The 17,433-nt window shown below is 64.2% G+C and carries 13 protein-coding genes, 1 rRNA gene and 1 other annotated feature; of the genes, 8 read left to right on the top strand and 6 right to left on the bottom strand.

Annotated features, from left to right (window positions below; genetic code table 11):
• Positions 1–263 precede the first annotated feature (263 nt).
• Together B9A95_RS32910 and B9A95_RS29400 are read left to right on the top strand one after the other, a co-directional pair.
• Positions 264–518 (top strand): hypothetical protein, encoded by a 255-nt coding sequence (locus B9A95_RS32910; RefSeq protein ID WP_139807147.1) that lies wholly within the window; start codon positions 264–266, stop codon positions 516–518.
• A gap of 499 nt (positions 519–1,017) precedes the next feature.
• Positions 1,018–1,704, top strand: coding sequence for a molybdopterin-dependent oxidoreductase (locus tag B9A95_RS29400; RefSeq protein WP_245808576.1), 687 nt, complete (start codon positions 1,018–1,020; stop codon positions 1,702–1,704).
• Positions 1,705–2,217: 513 nt separating this feature from the next.
• Positions 2,218–2,347: a sequence feature (23S ribosomal RNA rRNA prediction is too short), on the top strand.
• A gap of 60 nt (positions 2,348–2,407) precedes the next feature.
• On the opposite strand, the gene B9A95_RS35890 is transcribed toward B9A95_RS29400, so the two are convergent.
• Complete coding sequence (locus B9A95_RS35890) at positions 2,408–2,770, bottom strand: integrase core domain-containing protein (RefSeq protein ID WP_245808575.1); 363 nt, start codon at positions 2,768–2,770, stop codon at positions 2,408–2,410.
• A gap of 524 nt (positions 2,771–3,294) precedes the next feature.
• A complete protein-coding gene (locus B9A95_RS29390; protein ID WP_084051164.1) occupies positions 3,295–3,582 on the bottom strand; it encodes a transposase in 288 nt (95 codons plus the stop codon).
• Positions 3,583–4,327: 745 nt separating this feature from the next.
• Between B9A95_RS29390 and rrf the strand changes: the two genes are divergently transcribed.
• Positions 4,328–4,444, top strand: a 5S ribosomal RNA gene (gene rrf / locus B9A95_RS29385).
• Positions 4,445–4,717: 273 nt separating this feature from the next.
• Positions 4,718–5,923, top strand: a complete 1,206-nt coding sequence (locus tag B9A95_RS29380) for a sigma-70 family RNA polymerase sigma factor (RefSeq protein WP_084051163.1) — start codon at positions 4,718–4,720, stop codon at positions 5,921–5,923.
• Between the two features lie 271 nt (positions 5,924–6,194).
• On the opposite strand, the gene B9A95_RS32905 is transcribed toward B9A95_RS29380, so the two are convergent.
• On the bottom strand, positions 6,195–6,494 hold the full coding sequence (locus B9A95_RS32905) for a hypothetical protein (protein WP_139807146.1): 300 nt from the start codon (positions 6,492–6,494) through the stop codon (positions 6,195–6,197).
• Positions 6,495–7,590: 1,096 nt separating this feature from the next.
• On the opposite strand from B9A95_RS32905, the gene B9A95_RS29375 reads away from it, so the two are divergent.
• The 3 genes from B9A95_RS29375 (at position 7,591) to B9A95_RS29365 (ending at position 13,837) form a co-directional block, all read left to right on the top strand.
• Positions 7,591–9,456: a putative bifunctional diguanylate cyclase/phosphodiesterase gene (locus B9A95_RS29375; RefSeq protein WP_084051162.1), complete on the top strand. Its 1,866-nt coding sequence runs from the start codon at positions 7,591–7,593 to the stop codon at positions 9,454–9,456.
• A 441-nt stretch (positions 9,457–9,897) separates the two neighbouring features.
• Complete coding sequence (locus B9A95_RS29370; protein WP_084051161.1) at positions 9,898–13,401, top strand: PAS domain S-box protein; 3,504 nt, start codon at positions 9,898–9,900, stop codon at positions 13,399–13,401.
• Positions 13,394–13,837, top strand: coding sequence for a response regulator (locus B9A95_RS29365; RefSeq protein ID WP_084051160.1), 444 nt, complete (start codon positions 13,394–13,396; stop codon positions 13,835–13,837). The genes B9A95_RS29370 and B9A95_RS29365 overlap by 8 nt, the downstream gene beginning before the upstream one ends.
• Before the next feature lie 54 nt (positions 13,838–13,891).
• On the opposite strand, the gene B9A95_RS32900 is transcribed toward B9A95_RS29365, so the two are convergent.
• From B9A95_RS32900 to B9A95_RS29355, 3 genes are all read right to left on the bottom strand, one after another.
• Positions 13,892–14,143, bottom strand: a complete 252-nt coding sequence (locus B9A95_RS32900) for a hypothetical protein (RefSeq protein WP_139807145.1) — start codon at positions 14,141–14,143, stop codon at positions 13,892–13,894.
• Between the two features lie 270 nt (positions 14,144–14,413).
• Positions 14,414–14,584: a hypothetical protein gene (locus B9A95_RS34835; protein ID WP_212648416.1), complete on the bottom strand. Its 171-nt coding sequence runs from the start codon at positions 14,582–14,584 to the stop codon at positions 14,414–14,416.
• Positions 14,585–15,095: 511 nt separating this feature from the next.
• Entirely contained in the window at positions 15,096–15,332 is a 237-nt protein-coding gene (locus B9A95_RS29355) for a WGxxGxxG family protein (RefSeq protein WP_084051158.1), read from the bottom strand.
• Positions 15,333–15,889: 557 nt separating this feature from the next.
• Between B9A95_RS29355 and iscB the strand changes: the two genes are divergently transcribed.
• Positions 15,890–16,642, top strand: a complete 753-nt coding sequence (gene iscB, locus B9A95_RS34830) for an RNA-guided endonuclease IscB (RefSeq protein WP_212648415.1) — start codon at positions 15,890–15,892, stop codon at positions 16,640–16,642.
• Positions 16,643–17,433 lie beyond the last annotated feature (791 nt).

Raw genomic sequence — 17,433 nt, 5'->3', positions numbered from 1 at the left:
GCCCCTCTTGTCCGCCGATTGGTAGTTGGTCTTCAACAGTGCGGGGTGGATTCTGGCAGCTTGACCTGGGCAGCGCCGATTTCTCCAGCGGGCGGCTTGACCGTCAAGCCGCCTGTTCAGATGCCGCCGGCAACCCCGGCGGGGTTCCCGGGAGCGCAGCTCCTCGGTGAGCAGCGAGGCGAATTTGATGTGGAGCGTGGTGAAAAGCCCGGAGACGCCGACCTCGCCTCTCTTCTGCGCAGTCAAGGCATGAACGCCGACGGGTGCCCGGCATCGCGCTGATGTACCCACAACACGTACGGCGGGGCGCCGCGGTTTACACCGTGATGGTGCGTCACTGCGCTGGGAATGCCACCACACCGCGCAACCCCCTGAAGCGCCTTACCCTCGCGATCAAGAATCCGGAGAAGTACCAGCACGGCACGGTCCTCGAAGACACCGAAAATCTCCCTCAACCTGCACCGGGGACGCTTCCCCGTATATCCCCTGCCCCCGCCTGCCGCGCTCCCTCTCCCTGAGGGTGACAGTCGGCGCCGGAGGGGTTGACAGTGACGGGCGGCGCAAAACCCCAACAGGTCACACCCGACTTGCGCTGCGACCGTCTCGGTCACGCGCGCACACGCCCGTGCAAGCACGTCCTCGCTGCACTCGGCATGCAGTGAGGACGTGGGCATCCGGCGGAATATCGCCTGTGCCCGGAACTGGCCGCTTCCTCTCCATGATGCCCCGGAGTCCCCATAAGGCGTCATCGCGCGTCGGCACCGCCAACCTGCCCTTCATGGCGCGCGCTGCTTCGCCGCACGTTCGCCAGGCTTCCAACCTCGACCCCCAATGGCCTCAGGAGATTCCAACACCCTCAGGGGAAGGTTGAGAACGTCGTCAAGATACAAGCCCGCACGGCCTGTTCAGGGAGCGCCGAAAGTCCCTTCCTCGCGGTAGCCCCCGGGGAGTACAGTCAACCCCGACTGATCTATGCATTCCTGCCTCGCCCGCGCCTCGTGATCCGCTGGAGATACTATGACCGCTGAATTTTCCGCTCCTGGCCAGGTGTTGCTGTCTGGACCCATGCCCCGCTTCGGCCTGCCGCGCTATCTGGGCCGTCAGGTTCAGGGGGCTCCAGACGCAACCCTTGGAATCTTCGGCCACGTGGTTTGCCCAGCGGTCCTGAGCCCCTCGCTCCTGGCCCATGTCCCGCGGACAGCCATCATTCGTGACTTCCACTGCGTCACCACCTGGACTGCGCCCGGCGTGCATTGGGAGGGCTGGCAGTTTTCGGACGTGTGGGCCGCTTTTTTGGCAGAACTCGCACGGCCGGACGTGACGCACGTGATGGTCAGCGGCCACGACGGTTACCGGGCGTGCGTTCCTCTGGAAGAATTGATGCGGGCCGACGTGCTCCTGGCAGACCACATGAACGGCAAGCCACTCACGCCGGCCCATGGCGCGCCCCTGCGATTGATTGCGCCGCAACTCTACGGGTACAAAAACATCAAGCACCTCCGGCGCCTGGAACTGCTGCCTGCGCCGGTGAGCAGTCGTGTCGGGCGGCTTCTTTCTCACCCGCGCGGCCGAGTGGACCTGGAAGAACGCAGTGGAACTGGCGTGTCCCGGTTCTGGCGGTGGATGTACCGAACGCAGGTCAGCGGGTATCTCTGTGGGGCCCGCGCGCTTTCGGAACACAGCCACCCCATCACCCGGCCTTAGGGCATTTGCCGTAATTTGCCTCCTCTCGGTCCCGACCACCGGGCCTCGCGGTAGCCTCGCCCTTCCCGGGGATGCGGCGTGACGGGCCAGGCCATCCCTTTTCCCTGCACCCCGAACGCCTGGAGAGCCGTAACTCGGTACGCCAGGCGTTACGGGGAAAGACTGTGCAGGAATGGAGCCCCATCGAAAAGCGCCCCTGGCGCAAAGACGCCGGGACGCTAAGCCGCGGTGTGCAGGAGGCGCTCAACGGCCAGCGGCGCGCTCACCGCAATATCCGGCAGAAAGCGCTCCTGGGGTTGGGCTGTTCGCCCAGTGGAGCAGTTGTCCGAAGGGCGCCGCGCGTGGAAGAGCACCCCTCACGGTTCCATTCTTTTCCATGCGCATTCCAGTTTGCTCGCCGGCCTCGGTCAAAAAAACTCCACTTTTTGACAGATGCGCCAAAGCGCCGCGCTGGGTTCAGAACGTCGTGGAGCAGTTCGGTCCCTATCCGCCGTGGGGGCGGGACACTTGAGGGGCGTTGCTTCCGATACGGGAGGACTGGAGTGAACGGACCCGCTGGTCTCCCGGCGGCTCCACCAGGAGCACATGCTGGGTAGCCACGTCCGGCATGAATCACCGCTGAAAGCATCTAGCGCAGTTGTCCGAAGGGCGCCGTGAGGGGTGCCCTTCTCCCACATGCCACGGTAGTGCTCCAGCAATCCCTTCAAGCGGCGTTGTGGGCCTTTGCCGCTTCGAGCAGCTTAGCCCAGGGGCAGGCATAGCCCAAGGCTGAGTGGAGCCGAACCTGGTTGTACCAGTCACGGAACCGTTCGGTTCCGTGGCGCAATTGCTGCATGGAACCGAATTCCTCGCGGAAGACGAACTCGTACTTTAGGGTGCGATTGGTTCTTTCCAGGATGCCCATTCCTCCTTTCTGCGAGACCTTCGTCCGGGTCCAGTGGCCGACCTGCCCACAGGCGTCCTGGAAGGCCGCTGAGGTGAAATCCGAGCCACCGTCTGTCATGACCAGCACGTCCTCCTGAATGCCGAGGTCGCGAAGGACCTGTAGACCCGCCTGCAGCGCCAAGACCGCGCCGCTCGCAGAAAGGCTGCGGAGGACGTGGAGATGCAGCAGGCACCGCGTCTCCACATCCAGGACCAGATACGCCCAGCAGACCCCATCCCCCAGACGGAAGCGCGTGGCGTCAACCCGAACCCGGCGACCCGCAGGCCACAAGGTCTCATTGACGGCTGGGAGAGCCTTCTTCCGGGTTTTGCGAGGTAAGGGTGGCTGAAGATCTAACTCGGCAAGAGCAAGCCGAATGGTATGCAGGCCCACGTGCCCAGGAGCAGCCTGCTCCTGGGCTGGTGTTGTCGCCAGGACCTGGTGAAGTCGCCGATCGCCGTACGTCGGGTGCTGCAACGCAACCTCTCGAATGCGTTCCAGCCGGGCCTGCTCCCTCTTTTCTCGCCGAGCTTGCTGTGCGGCGTGTTGTCGGGCATCCCGTAATTTCCAGGCAGGAACGTCTGCTTCGCGTGCGAAGCAGGACAGGCTGAGGTGCGGATGGTCTCTGCGAAACCCCTCGTACAAGGCGAGAAGTTCAGCCAGGCTCAGAGACCCCGCACTTTTTTTGCGATCTGCAAGGCCAATTCCTTCTCGCCGACCAACACCTTGAGGCGTTCGTTCTCGCGTTCCAGCTCGGTCTGCCGGTCGCCCTGACGATCTCCGGCGAGGCGGGCACGGCCTGCCTCCAGGAACTGGGCCTTCCAGGTATGGATCAGGCTCTCGTTGACACCATGCTGTCGTGCCGCCTCAGCAACGCTGAGTTGCCCGCCGAGGACGGCCAGAACAATCTGCTCTTTCGTGTCCGTTGCCCAAGTTTTCCGTTGCTTGCCCATACTGTCCCTCCAGTGTGCCCAACCCTCGCAAGTGGGCGGGTGATTTTGGAAGGATTTCCTGGAGCATTACCCACTCAAGTTTGCCGGACACGGTCAAAAAGAAGTCCGCACTTTGACAACTCCTCGAATACGGTTTCCGGATCATCCCCTCCGCTGCGGTGATTCCGCACCTCTCCGTCACTGTTTTTCCTGCTCGCTCTGCTGCGCAGCGCTGCACGTCCGCTTGGGTCTATCCGTCATTTCATAACGGATGAACCCGAATCCCGAGAAGCGGGACGCCGTTCCCACGGTGAGATATGAGGTAAGCCGCCCGGTAGACCAACCGGTCAGAAGGCCAGACGTGCGGGCGCAGCGATGCGTTTGGCCGGCTGGTGCCCATCAGACGAATTGAAAGCCGGACAGAACTCCGCACACGCAGGGCCAGATCGGCGTTTTTCAGCTCTGATGTGAGCTCCAGGCGGAAGAGTTCCTCATCGGGGCAGAGCCCCTTGTCAGGGCGCGTCAGTGGCGGTGGATTTTCCAGGGCCAGCCGGGCAGGGGTGCATACCCCGTTCCCAGGAGGAACGGGGATGCCAATGCAAAACACGCCCTCAGATGGCAGTTCGGCGTTCAGATGAATTTCGTCCGGCTTCCAAAGACGAAGTCTTGACCAGACTGGCTCTTCCATATATAGTTTGCAGGCTCGCCCTGTGGTTTCCAGAGCAGCATGATTTGAGTAACGCCGTTGGACCAAAAATACAGACACCCCCGTGCCCACAGCGCTGTGGAACCACCCCATCCCATGCCGAACTGGGTTGTGAAACGCAGCCGCGCCTATGATACTCGGACCGTAGGGTCCCGGAAAAGTCGGTCAGCGCGGGGGTTTTCCCTTTTTTCTTTTGAGACACCGCAACGCGAGACAGAGCTGCCACAGGGGCAGCTCTTTTGAGGACAGGAGTGCGCGGCCAAAACCCCTCCAGAAGCGCTGAGCAGCGACCGCGCAGCTTGCTGGAACACTCAGGCAACGGGCCCCTGCCCCGCTGAAGCTGACCCGGCTTTGCCGCGGCGCGGTGGGAGGGGGCCGGAGGCTGCTGTGCGCCGCGTTTCTTGTTCTGTCCAGGCCCCGGGGGCCGGAACATTCACGGAGATGAGACCCATGACAACGAGGACAGCAACCGCCGAAGCGCCCGCGCAGCCCGCGCGAAAGCGCACACGTCCACAAAAGAACAAGGTGGCCCCCACGGCCCCGACTCCGTCTCTGGGCGTGCAGGATCAACCTGCGCGCGTTCCAACCCAGGAGCTGGAGTTCACCGCGCAGGCTTCTCCTCTGCTCACAGACAATCTGGAGTTGGAGGAACTGGAGCTGGAGGAGGGCGAGGCGCTGGAGGCGGCCCCCACCCTCAGTGAGGAAGAGTTGATCCTGGAGGTCAACCCTGGCGCCTACCTGGGCGACTCCCTGCGTCAGTACCTGCACGAGATCAGCCGCGTGGCGCTGCTGTCGCCCCCCGAGGAGCTGGACCTGGCCCGCCGCCACGAGGAGGGCGAGGAAGCGCGCCAGGCGCTCGAAGGCGCGCCGGATGACCTTGACGCGCGCGCCCGTCGCCGCCTGCAACGTCAGGTGGAGGACGGCGTAGCGGCCAAGCAGGCGCTGATTGAGGCAAACCTGCGCCTGGTCGTCAGCATGGCGAAAAAGTACACCAACCGGGGCCTGGGCATGCTCGACCTGATTCAGGAGGGGAACGGGGGCCTGATCCGCGCGGTGGAGAAGTTCGAGTACCGCCGGGGCTACAAGTTCTCCACCTACGCCACCTGGTGGATTCGCCAGTCGCTGACCCGCGCCATCGCCGACAAGTCGCGCACCATCCGTGTGCCCGTGCATATGGTCGAGACCATCAACAAATTGGCCCGCACCTCGCGCCTGTTGGAGATGGAGCTGTCCCGCGAGCCGCTGGATGTGGAGGTCGCTGAGGCCATGGGACCGGGCTGGGACGCCAACAAGGTGGAGGAGACCCAGAAGATTGGCCGCGAGCCGGTCTCGCTCGAGGCCCCGGTGGGCGAGGAGGGTGACAGCTTCTACGGTGATTTCCTGCCCGACGAGCGCTTTGCCTCGCCGATGCAGAGCGCCAGCCAGACCCTGCTGGGAGAGGCGATGGAGCGGGCCTTCAACCAGTTGAACGAGCGCGAGGCGCTGGTCGTCAAGCTGCGCCACGGCTTTGTGGACGGGCGCGAACACACCCTGGAGGAAGTGGGCCAGGTGCTGGGCGTGACGCGCGAGCGCGTGCGGCAGATCGAGAACAAGGCGCTGCGTAAGCTCAAATCTCAGGAGGGCGTGAGCAGCGACCTGCTCGACTTCCTCGACTGAACGGCGAAGAATGCCTCGGGCAAAGGCAGGAAGGGAGGAGACCCCTGCGGGGGCGACCTCGCGTTGCCGCCTCCTTGTGTGTCGGCCGCCCGGTGGGCGTTCAGTGACCCTGCTGCCGCGGCGCTGAGAGGACCCGCAGACCAAGCAGCGCGAAAGACGCCCGTACGCCTGCCGGTGAATGCGCCGCACGGGAAGTTCGTCGCGCTGGGCAGTCCCCCAAAACTTCACCCCCGCCGAGTCGCGGGGGTTTTCCCTTGCTCAACAGCAGGGCTCAGGGGTACATCCGGTCGTACACACTGTTGTAGTGCAGCAGGCTGCCGACGAAGCCAACTGCCCATCCGACCTCCGCAGAGGTGTAGAGCGACAACACGAAGAACGCCACTGCCCAGGCGAAGCCAGCGGGCATCTGCCCCAGGCTCATTAGGCCTGCACCGCTCAGCAGGGCGTTCAGCCCGGCGCCTCGCCAATAGCTTGGCCGTTGAGGCTTCCTCCTTTGCACCGCCCATTTCTCCTTGGACGTACCGGCTGGGTTGGGGGTAGGGGCAGCCTCATCGGGATCAGGCACAATCATGTCCCATGGTACAATTTTGAGACTGAAACGCGGGTGGTGCGGGCAACACCTCCTCAAAAGCTCATCCTCGCCTTCCGAGCGGAGCGTTTTGCTGTTCGGCATTTGCGGTTTCACCGGAGATCCGCTTCAGCCTCAAGCGCGCCTATAGACCGCGCCACCCACCGCTGCTCCTCTTCCTCCGCAGCAGCTTCGGGCGAAGAAAGCCCACCACCTCTCCTCAGACGCTCGGCCGGGTGTCTCGTTCGGTCCGCTGCATCGGCACTGGAGCTTCGCGCCATACACCAGGGCGCGTGTCCGCCATTCCACCGGTCTACCAATTCTATCGCTGGCGCCTGGATCTCTGCCCAGCGGGTAGGGATCCACGGACCACGACATCATCCCACCGCGCGTGCAGGCAAGGGGAGGACGGCCATGGAGTCCTGATCTGGCCAGGACCACCACTGACTATAGGTCAATTCTCCCGCCAGGGTTTCAAGGGTCTGGGCGGGATTCCTCCGCGACCTCCAGGCCCTCGGGGGAGCCCGGCAGTGGAGGAAGCTGCGCGGCGCTCGGGTACGTTCTACCCGGACGGTGGGGGAGCAGACCGGTGTTGAGGCTGTACCTGAGCAGCCCGCAGGGAAAAGCCGATGAAGCGCTGGGGCGCTTCAGGGCTGCACCGGGGGATCGGGCACAGCCTGCACTGGGTGCTGAGGCGTTTGGGGCATGACGCGTCCCGGGTGAGGCGGCAGAACGCCCGCCAGAATTGGGTGCCCCACGTCACCAGGCCCTCGCCATCTCGCGCCGTGCCCCCGAGTTCCGAGGCTGTCCCCGCCCTCAACGCTGCCGGGTTCCCATTGATCCTCGCCACCCCCTGACTTTGCGGTCACCCCGGTCCATCTGGCGTTGACGTCGCGCACCACGTGGTCACGGGTACCATCAACTTTATGCGTGCCTCTGGGAGACGGTTGCGCCCGGGTCACGGTTGTCCAGCGTTGAGGGGCAAACCCCTGGCTGCGTTTGCCTCCGCTTCACTTCTGGGCGTCGACGGTGTGCCCTGGCGTATTTTGGGTAGCAGTGGACGCCTCTCCGTTGGCTTTGTTCAAGGGTTGGATGCCTGATGCGCTTACGTGAGGTGGATTCGGGCCATCTGCAGTGGGCCCGCATCGGCGAGGACCGGTTGCCCGACTGGCTACTGGCTGCAGTGCTGCTCAGCACCGCGGCCGTTCAGGCGGCCGTCGTGCTCGATCCAAGATTTCACTGGAACTCCGCGCTGGTCCTGCCCGAAGTGTCCGGCTTTGTGCTTCGGGTGGTGGCGACCACCTGGTTGCTTCTGACCGCAGGCCGTCCTCGGTCCTCCTGGACCTGGGTGAGCGTCATCGTGGCGGATGGCCTGTTGCTGACCTGGAGCTTTGCGCTGATTCAGGTAACGCAGATCGGCATCTTGCTGCTCCTCGTGGCGCATCTGCCCTTCATTGGCGCGATTTTGCGTGGGCGGCAGAGGGGGAGTGCGGTTGCCGCCCTGCTCCTGCCCTCCGGGGCAATTCTCGTCCAGCGCGCGTCGGCGGCGTCCTTGTGGAATCTGAGCGATCTGTTGATCTTCTGGGTGGTGGCGCTGATCGTCAGCATCAGTACGGTGCGGGCGACCGGAGCACTGGCCGCCGCGGAAGCGCGCATGCGGGAGTTGGCAGCACGCCGCGAGCATGAGTCGCTGCATGACGCCCTGACGGGGCTACCCAATCGGCGCCTCTATGCCGATCGCCTGGCCAAAGCCGTCCCTCACGCCCAGCGTCTTGGGACGGACGTGGCCGTGCTGCTCATTGACCTCGACCGCTTTGGCCTGATCAACGACAGCCTGGGCCACAAGGCAGGCGACGACCTGCTGCGGGCGGTGGGTCAGCGGATGTTATCCGCCTTGCGGCAGGAAGACACGCTGGCCCGCTGGGGAGGCGACGAGTTCGTCATCATCGCGCAGGACGTTCACGGGCCCGCCGATGCGCTGACCCTGGCCGCCCGTTTGCAAGAAACCGTGCGCTCCCCCATCGATATCGGCGGGCAGAGCCTCTTCGTCACCCTGAGCATCGGCATTGCCTTTGCCCGGGGACGCTGTCAGGACCTGGACGCCGTTTTGCGTGAAGCAGACACCGCGATGTACCGCGCCAAGAGCCACGGCCACTCTACCCTGGAGATCTTCGACGAGGCCATGGGTGAGATGGCCTTCCGCCGCATGCATCTGGAGACGCAGTTGCGCAAAGACCTCAGCGATCACGCCCCTGCCTTTTGGGTCGCCTACCAGCCGATCGTTGACCCGCTCACGGCCAGGATTGTCGGCGTTGAGGCACTGGCCCGCTGGCATTCCCATGGACAAAGCGTCTCCCCAGATGAGTTCATCCGAATTGCCGAGGAGTCTGATCTCATTCATGATCTCGGCCTGCGTGTTCTGCGCACCTCGCTGGCAGCCACCACCGTCTGGTCACCGCTTCAGCCTGACCTGTCCCTGGCGGTCAACGTCTCACCCGTGCAACTCCGGCGCGCGGACTTCTGCGAACGTGTTCGGGAAGCCCTCAGGGAACAGGGGCTGTCACCGCACCTGCTGTGCCTGGAGATTACCGAAGGTGCGCTCCTGGAGTCGAGCAGCGTGTCCATTCGCAACCTTACTGAACTGCACCAAGCCGGGGTCCGACTCGCGGTTGATGATTTTGGCAGTGGATACTCTTCTTTGTCCCAGCTGCGCCGGTTCGCTGTTCACCGGCTCAAAGCCGACAAATCTTTCGCTGAAGACATCCCGCTGCTTCGCGCGGTGGCTGACCTCGGCGTCGCCTTGCGGTGTGAAGTGCTTGCGGAGGGCATCGAGACCGCAGAGCAGCGCGACACCCTGGTGCAACTGGGGTACCGGCTGGCACAGGGCTACTTCTGGCATAAGCCCAGGCCCGCATCCGAGATCGAACACCTTCTGGTGCGTCAGGCGGCTCAGAACACCACCTGAGCTCCAAAGGGCCAGTGAGGTCATGGCCTCCATGGTGATGTTGCCCACGGTGGCTGACCAGCACAAAGGTGTGGATGGGAAGCGGGAACTGGGCGCTGCAGCCGTGGTGCTTACCGCGGGCCCCATCACCGACCACCAGCTGGCGAACGTTGTGAACTCAGGGAGGGGCCAGGCGGTCCGCCAGGTTTCACCACCGGAGTTCCAGAGGCGCACTCCAGACGCGGGGGCGAACGGTTGCTTGCGTGCTGCGGCTTTGCGCGCACGCCGTGGCCCAGGCGTGCGTCTGTGCCAACCCGTTTTCCGTCAGCAAGGCCGCGTCCTGACGCCGCGCCTTTCACGATGAGGCCTTCAGCGCGCCCTGCTCCAGCGTTGGAAGCCGGTAGAGCTGAGGAAATGAACGCCCTACATGTGCCGGCCACGGCCTCCCCGTAGACTGCAGCCGTGCCCCCAGAGTCTCGCGTCTCCGCACCCCACTCCACCACGTCGTACCTCGACGTGCTCTTCGAGCAAGCGCGGACGGCACACGCGCTGTACAGCGCCGAGTTGCGCTTCGTTCGGGTCAATGACGCCTTTGCACGTCTGGTGGGCCTCCCGGTGGACGCCGTCGTGGGCCGCTCCGTTCTGGACGTCCTCCCCACCATCCCACCCGCACTTCTGGAGGCCTACCGCACGGTTCTGGTCAGTGGCGAGCCCCTGCGGGACTTTCACTACACCGTTCCCACGCCCCATGCTCCTGCCGGACTCGCCCACCGCCAGTGCACCGCCTTCCCGATCTCGGGGGAGGAGGGCGTCATCACCCACCTCCTGGTCACCATCGAGGAACGCACCGCGCAAGTGCTCGCACAGCAGGCGCGTGAGCTGGGCGAAATACGCATGCGGCGGCTTCAGGACCTCACGAGCGCCCTGTCCCGGGCCGTGACCGAGCAAGACGTCCACCAGCTCATCCTCCAGGAGGCCAGTCGCGCTGCAGGAGCCTACGCCGCGATGCTCATCGCCCCCGCCGACGGAGGCACGCTGTTCTTAATTGGGGCGACCGGTTACAGCGATGAGATCCTCGCTCCGTGGCGGCGCTTCCCTGCCCCGGGGCGTCTTCCCGTCGTCGACGCGGTCCGACAGCAGCGGGCGGTCTTCCTCCCGGCGTCCGAACTGCGGTCCACCTCCCCGGCTGCGGCCGCCTTCCTCCAACCCGGCACCCGCGCCATCGCGGCCGTCCCGCTCATCGCGGGAGACGGTGTGCTCGCCGCACTCACCCTGTCCTTTGAGGATGAGCGGGCCATCACGGACGAGAACCAGGTGTTCATCCAGGCCGTGGCCGAGCAGGCCGCGCAGGCGATGGAACGCGCCCGACTCCACGACGGGCAGCAGCGGGCCCACGAGCGCGCGGCGCTGCTTGCCCGGGTCAGCGAAACCCTCTCCGCTTCCCTCAATGTGCAGGTGACCCTGGAGCGCATCACTGGCCTGACCATTCAGCATGTCGCGGACTGGTGCGTGGTCTACCAGCCTGCCCCGCAGTTCGACACCCTTCCGCCGGAACGGCAGCGACTGCTGCCCGCCGCAGTCGCGCACCGCGATCCCGCAATGATCGACACGCTGCAGGGCATGCTGCGCCGTTACCCGAGCGATCCCCGCTCCCCCATCAGCAACGAACACGTCTACCGCACCGGCCGGCCCCTCTTGGTGCCGACCCTGTCTCCCGAAGCGATCGACGCACTTCCCGGGGAAGAGCGGCGCGCCATGGTCCGCTCCTTGGGGCTGCACTCGCTGATCACCGTGCCGCTTATCGCCAATGGCCGCAAACTCGGCGTGCTGGGCATGGCCACCTCCAGCGCAGACCGAACCCTCACGCAAGACGACCTGCACCTCGCGCAGGAACTCGCGCACCGCGCGGCCCTCGCCCTCGACGTCGCGCAACTCTACGAGGCAGCTGCGCTCAGCGAGCAGCGTCACCGCTCCCTGGTCGAGGCGACCTCGCAGATCGTGTGGACCCGTACGTCCACAGGAGCGTTCAGCGAGGACCAGCCCGCCTGGCGTGCGTTCACTGGTCAGACGCAGGAGGAACTGCTCGGGTGGGGATGGCTGGACGCCGTGCATCCGGGAGACCGCGAGCACGTCCAACAGGTCTGGCGACAGGCAGTGGAGTCGCAGTCCTTGTACGTCGTCGAGCAGCGCTTGCGGCGGCATGATGGGCACTACCGCGTGATGCAGGCGCGCGCGACTCCGATTCCGGACCGGGACGGCTCGGTCCGCGAGTGGGTTGGAGCGCACAGCGACGTCACCGAACGCGTGCAGGCGGAAGCCCAACTGCGCGGGAGTGAGGAGCGCTTCCGCCGGCTGGTCGAGGCGAGTCCCATGGGGATCGCCATCGGGACGCTTGACGGCACGCTCCACCTTCCGAACGACGCGTACCTCCATATGCTCGGCTTCACGCGGAAGACGTACGAGGCCGGGGCTTTGAACTGGGCCCAACACACCCCGCCCGAGTACCGGGAAGCGGACGCGCGGGCGTTTCGAGAGGCATTCGAGCGGGGCGTATCCGAACCCTACGAGAAAGAGATGCTTCGCCGGGACGGCACCCGCTTCCCCGTGGGGCTGGTGCTGGTCCGGTACGACCACCACGACGAGACGTTCGTGATGGGGTACGTGCAGGACCTCAGCGTGCAGAAAGCGGCGGAGCGCGCGCTGCGCGAGCATGGCGAGGAGCTCGAGCGCCGTGTCCAGGAACGCACCCTTGCCCTCACCGAACGTACTGCCGCGCTGGACGCGTTCGTCCGCTTCGCGGAGCTCGCGTCCACCACCCGTCTGGAGGACCTCACGCGTCACGCCGTGGAGGTGCTGCGCGCCACCATCGGTTCAGTCAGCGTCGCGTACTACGGGCGCCACGGAAACCTGTGGAAGGCTGAGTCGTGGTCCGGAGATATTCCGGAGGAGGCCCTCACCATGATCCGTGCGGGCATTCCTCTGGACCAGCCCACCTTCGCGCAGGCCGTGCAGGGGCGGGAAGCGCATTACACGGAGGTGTGGGACGCGAAGCGCGAAGGGCTCGGCGACTCGCGGATGTACGGCGCGGGCGCGCTGTATCCCTTCTATCTCAGCGAGGAGCCCGTGGGCCTGCTCAGCATGGCAATGATGCAGCGCCAGACGTGGACTGGCCGGGACAGGGCGATTTTCCGCGCGGTGGGGCGCAGCTTTGCCCTCGCCCTCGAACGCAACGAGCAGACCCGGCTGCTCCGCGAACGAACGCGCGAGCTGGAACGCTCCAACGCGGAGCTGGAGCGCTTTGCCTTCGTCGCGAGCCACGACCTGCAAGAACCCCTGCGCACGATTTCCAGTTACAGTGACCTCCTCCACAGGCGCTACGGGGACCAGGTGGATGACCGTGGACGCCTCTTCCTGAAGTTTCTGGCCAGCGGGGCGCAGCGCATGAAGGTTCTCATTGACGACCTGCTTGTGTTCTCCCGCATGAACGCCGTTCGTGAACCGCTCCGGCCCACCGACGCGAACGCTGCCCTAAAGGAAGCGCTCGGCCGGCTGCAGGCGCTGATCGAGCAGGCAGGCGCGCGCGTCGAAGTCAGCCCTCTTCCGGCGGTGCTGGGAGACGAGGGGGAACTCGCACAGCTGTTTCAGAATCTGATTGGGAACGCCGTGAAGTTCCGCCGTCCGGATGAGCCGCCCGTCGTGCGCGTTGCCGCGAGCGACGCGGGGGACGCGTGGCACTTTACGGTCGCCGACAACGGGATCGGGATCGACTCCGAGTACCACGAGCGGGTGTTCGGGTTGTTCCAGCGCCTCCACACGCGGGAGGAGTACGAGGGGACCGGGCTGGGGCTGTCGATCGTGCGCAAGATTGCCGAGCGGCACGGGGGGCGGGCGTGGCTGAACTCCGAGCCGAGCACCGGCACAACGGTGCACTTCACCCTCTGCCGGGTGGAACACGGCCTTGACTGACGTCCTGCTGGTAGAAGACCACGGCGCGGACGTCGAGCTGGTGCGGGAAGCCGTCGCGAGCTTCGAGGGGGAGGTGACGCTCCACGTGGTTCAGGATGGCGACGAAGCCTTACGATTCCTGCGGCGTGTGGGGGCGTATGCCGGCGTTTCCCCGGTGCAGCTGGTGCTGCTCGACGCCAACACACCGCGCATGAACGCCTGTCAAGTCCTCACAGAACTCCGGGCAGACGCAGCGACGCGCGAGCTGCCCGTTGTGGTGTTCAGCAGTTCTGCCCGCCTCAAGGATATTCAGGCGTGTACGGAGGCGGGTGCCAGCGGATACGCCGTCACGCCCAGCGACTTTCTCGGATTCGTGATGGTCGTGCACGGGTTCTTGCAAGACTGGAGGAAAGCCGTGGCTCACCCTGACGGTCTCACGGACCTCCCCCGGCGCTGATCATGTTTCAGCGGCGGCCAGCCGGGTGGGAAGGGGTTGGGAGGGGCGAGGAAGTCAACGTAGGGCCTGTACACGTTGCCTCGCCTGGCGCGCACAGCCTTGCAGGCGAGCGGCCACCTCACCGCGCAGCTCGTCTCCAGCAGCGTGCACGAGGGGGTCATGGGCTGCTTTGACCTCCACCAAGGTCGAGAAAGAGGACGGCGGCTTGCTCCCCTCACGCACAGCGCTGGCAACGCCGCGCTCCACGTTCGTGGGCGTTTCGCGCATTTGTCCGAGTTGCGCGGCGCGTGGAAGGGCACCCCCCACGGTTCCCCATTCTCCCCAATGCGCATTCAAGTCCGCTCGCCCTGCCGGGGCAAAAAGGAGGGCTCTTTTTGACACATGCGCCAGAAGTGCCTGACCAATCGCCTCCTTCTGAAGCCACCCTGGAGGCATGCGTCCCTTGCTTGCTGGACAACCCAGACGCCAGAACCTGCCCGTAACACCCGGAAACGGTGTGACACGCCACCGCCCGAGGGGGGAGTGAGGGGTGTGGCAAGACCCTCCTGGTCATCCCGAGGGGGTTTGGTCCAGGCTCTAATTCCGGTGTTGATCCGCCGCCTCGTCCTTTGAGGTGACGGTGCCCTCTTCGGCCTTCTGCTGGACTTCCGCCGCAACCTGTTCCACAACGGCGAGAGGCCGTTCATTCTGGGCAGCGTGAGAGGCAGCGTCCTCAGCGGCGTCAACCCGGTTCAGTCGTCTCTGCACCTGTTGCCGGGCAGTGGGATTGAAGCGGTACAGGGCGTAGACTCCTCCAACCAGGAAAAGCAGGAGCCAGGGGAAGCCTCGTCCTGAGGAGTGATGGTCGCCGATCGCAGCAAGCTTGTGCCGCTGAAGCTCTTTCTGTTGCTGCGCCCCGGTTGCTGCCGTTGCCACCTGCTGCCTGAACACCGCTTTTGCTGTCTTTGTTGCCGCCTTCGGTTCTGCATGGCCTTCAGTGGTCCGGGTCTTTTGCCTGATTTCCCTTGTGTTCTTTTGAAGAGATGGCATGATTGTTTTCCTCTTGAGACGCGCTGACGTCTCAAGACCTGGCGCGCAGTAAGGAGGCCCAGAGTCTGGAATGACGTCTGTGTCCTTCCGTCATTCTTGACCGGAGGACGACTTGAGTCGATTTCTACTGCCGAGGGCGGCAGTTTCTCGACTTTGCCTCACCGCGGCGCAACAAGTCCTCAACGGTGCGAAAACAGGCGACCCGGAGGCCGCCTGAGATGGGTATGACTTAGCGCTGAGTCGTTGTCGTCTGGTCGCGGCGAACCACAGCAGGTTCTTTCCGGCGCAGTCCTGCCAGTCCAGCAAGGCCCAGCAGGCCAAGCCAGCTCCAGTCCATGCCGCCATCATCGTTTTGCGTGGTCGCGTTGGTCGTGGTGGTTTCCGCCGCGTTGTCCTGGGCCAGAGCAGGCATTGAGGCAAAGCCGAGGGCCAGCGCCAGTAGGGTTGTTTTCGCTTCTTGTTTCATGGGTGGACCTCCCGCAAGAGTGTGAATTCCTACGTTCATGCAGCCTGTCACAGTGAGGCATTTTCCTCTGCATATAAACTGTTGGCTTAGCCCTAACGCCGCCTTTAGAACGGCAAAGTCAACGTGTATACCCTGGTAAAAGCCAGTTTTACTCCTCCTGCAACTGACGCGGGGGGCGAAACCGAGGAATCACACGGGTTGCGTCGCCTCCCCCAGCGCTTGCCCGGCTCTCCGTTACGATTTTTCCTGTTCACTCCGCTCGGGCTGGCCAGTAAGCAACCCCACGAATGAATTCGGGGGCTTTTCGAAGCTCCACTTGCTTGGCCGAGGACTGTGGCGAGTAAACGATTTCTGAGTCATGACACCCAAGAATGCCTCGCCAGTTCTTGGCTCTGTCGCCACAACAAAGAAGGCCGGGAAGGGAATCCCCGCGCCTCTGGTAAGGCACCCACAAGCTCAGAAATGCCCCTCCAGGCGAACTTCACACGGCGCTTACGCGCATAGGGTCCACATGCCCAACCGAGTGTTCGTCCTCAATTCCGAGCCGCTCTCCCCTGATGCCCTGCACACCAAAACGGGCCAGGACGCTCCTCGAAGCCGGAAGAGCCGCTGTGTTCAGACGCGCCCCTTTCACCATCATCCTCAAAGCCGAAACGGGACGCGTCTCCCAACCTCTGGCCCTGAAGATTGATCCTGGAAGCAAGACCACCGGTCTTGCATTGGTCCTCAAAGGCAAGACTGGCAAACAATGCATCTGGGGTACCGAACTGGCCCACCGCCGCCCCGCCATCAAACCAAAACTCCAGGCCAGAAGGAGTCTCCGGGCCTCCCGGCGCAACCGCACACTCCGGCACCGACCCGCGCGCTTCCTGAACCGCACCAGGCCCACCGGTTGGCTGCCACCTTCGTTGATGCACCGCGTTCTCACCACCGTTTCCTGGGCAAGACGACTGGACCGCTTCACTTCCCTGGATTCATTCAGCATAGAACTGGTCTCCTTCGACACCCAGAAGCTGATGAACCCGGACATCCAGGGACAGGCCTACCAGAAAGGCACCCTGTTCGGCACCGAGCTCCGCGCGTACCTCCTGCATCTATGGGACGGAAAGTGCGCGTACTGCGAGAAGAAAGGCGAGGAAGTCGAGCACCTTGTTCCCCGCAGCCGGGCAGGCAGTGACCGCATCAGCAACCTGGTCCTCTCCTGCCGCAAGTGCAATGAACTCAAAGGCAAGCGCACCCTCGAAGAATTCCTGACAAAGAAACTGACCCTGCTCAAACGCATTCGGGAACAACAGCAGGTCAGCCTCTAAGATTGCGCAGCCGTAAACGCCACCAAGTATCGCTTACTGGAGGAACTGCGCCGCTTCGGCTATCCGGTCGAAACCGGTTCAGGAGCACAGACCCAGTTCAATCGCTGGAAGCAGGGCTACGACAAAGCCCACTGGATCGACGCGGCCTGCATTGGAGACTCTGGGGAGAGGGTCCGGCGCAGCGCCCTGAAGCCTCTCCTGATCAAATGCATGGGGCGGGGAGCCAGACAGATGTGCGGCACCAACAACTCCGGGTTCCCGATTCGTTACCGCACCCGGCAAAAGGTTTTCTTCGGCTTCCAGACGGAAGACATCGTGCGGGGTGAGGTGAAAAGCGGGAAGTATGCGGGAAGGCCTACTGGACGAATTGCGGTTCGGGCACGACCGAACTTTAGACTCGGGAGCTTCGATGTCGCGGCAAAGGACCTCACCGCCTTACAACGGGCAGATGGCTCCAGCTTCTCGCAGCGCCGATGGCGCTGGACTCCATTCACCCCCAGGCGTAAACGCCGGGGCACCCTCGAGCCGCTCCGGTGGTTTTTTCAGGGACTCACCGGAATCCCTAATCCGTGGCTGTGGACATCCGGACGCAACGAGGCCCCTTGGTCTCCGTTCCTGGTTCCGAGCTCTCACCACCTCATAGCAGCCAGCACCCAGGCGTGTGATCTCCGCATCGTCCTTGGTCTCCTCGTTCCACTGACCGCCATTCGCCATAAAGCGGTGCCCGTATGGGGCACACCAGGCATCGGGGCGGAGATCATCAGGATCTTCGGAACTGGCAAAACGCCCTG

It is taken from the genome of Deinococcus hopiensis KR-140, assembly GCF_900176165.1.
Taxonomy (GTDB): Bacteria; Deinococcota; Deinococci; order Deinococcales; family Deinococcaceae; genus Deinococcus; species Deinococcus hopiensis.
Note: the sequence above shows the minus strand (reverse complement) of the source record. Positions and strands in the feature narration are given on the sequence as shown.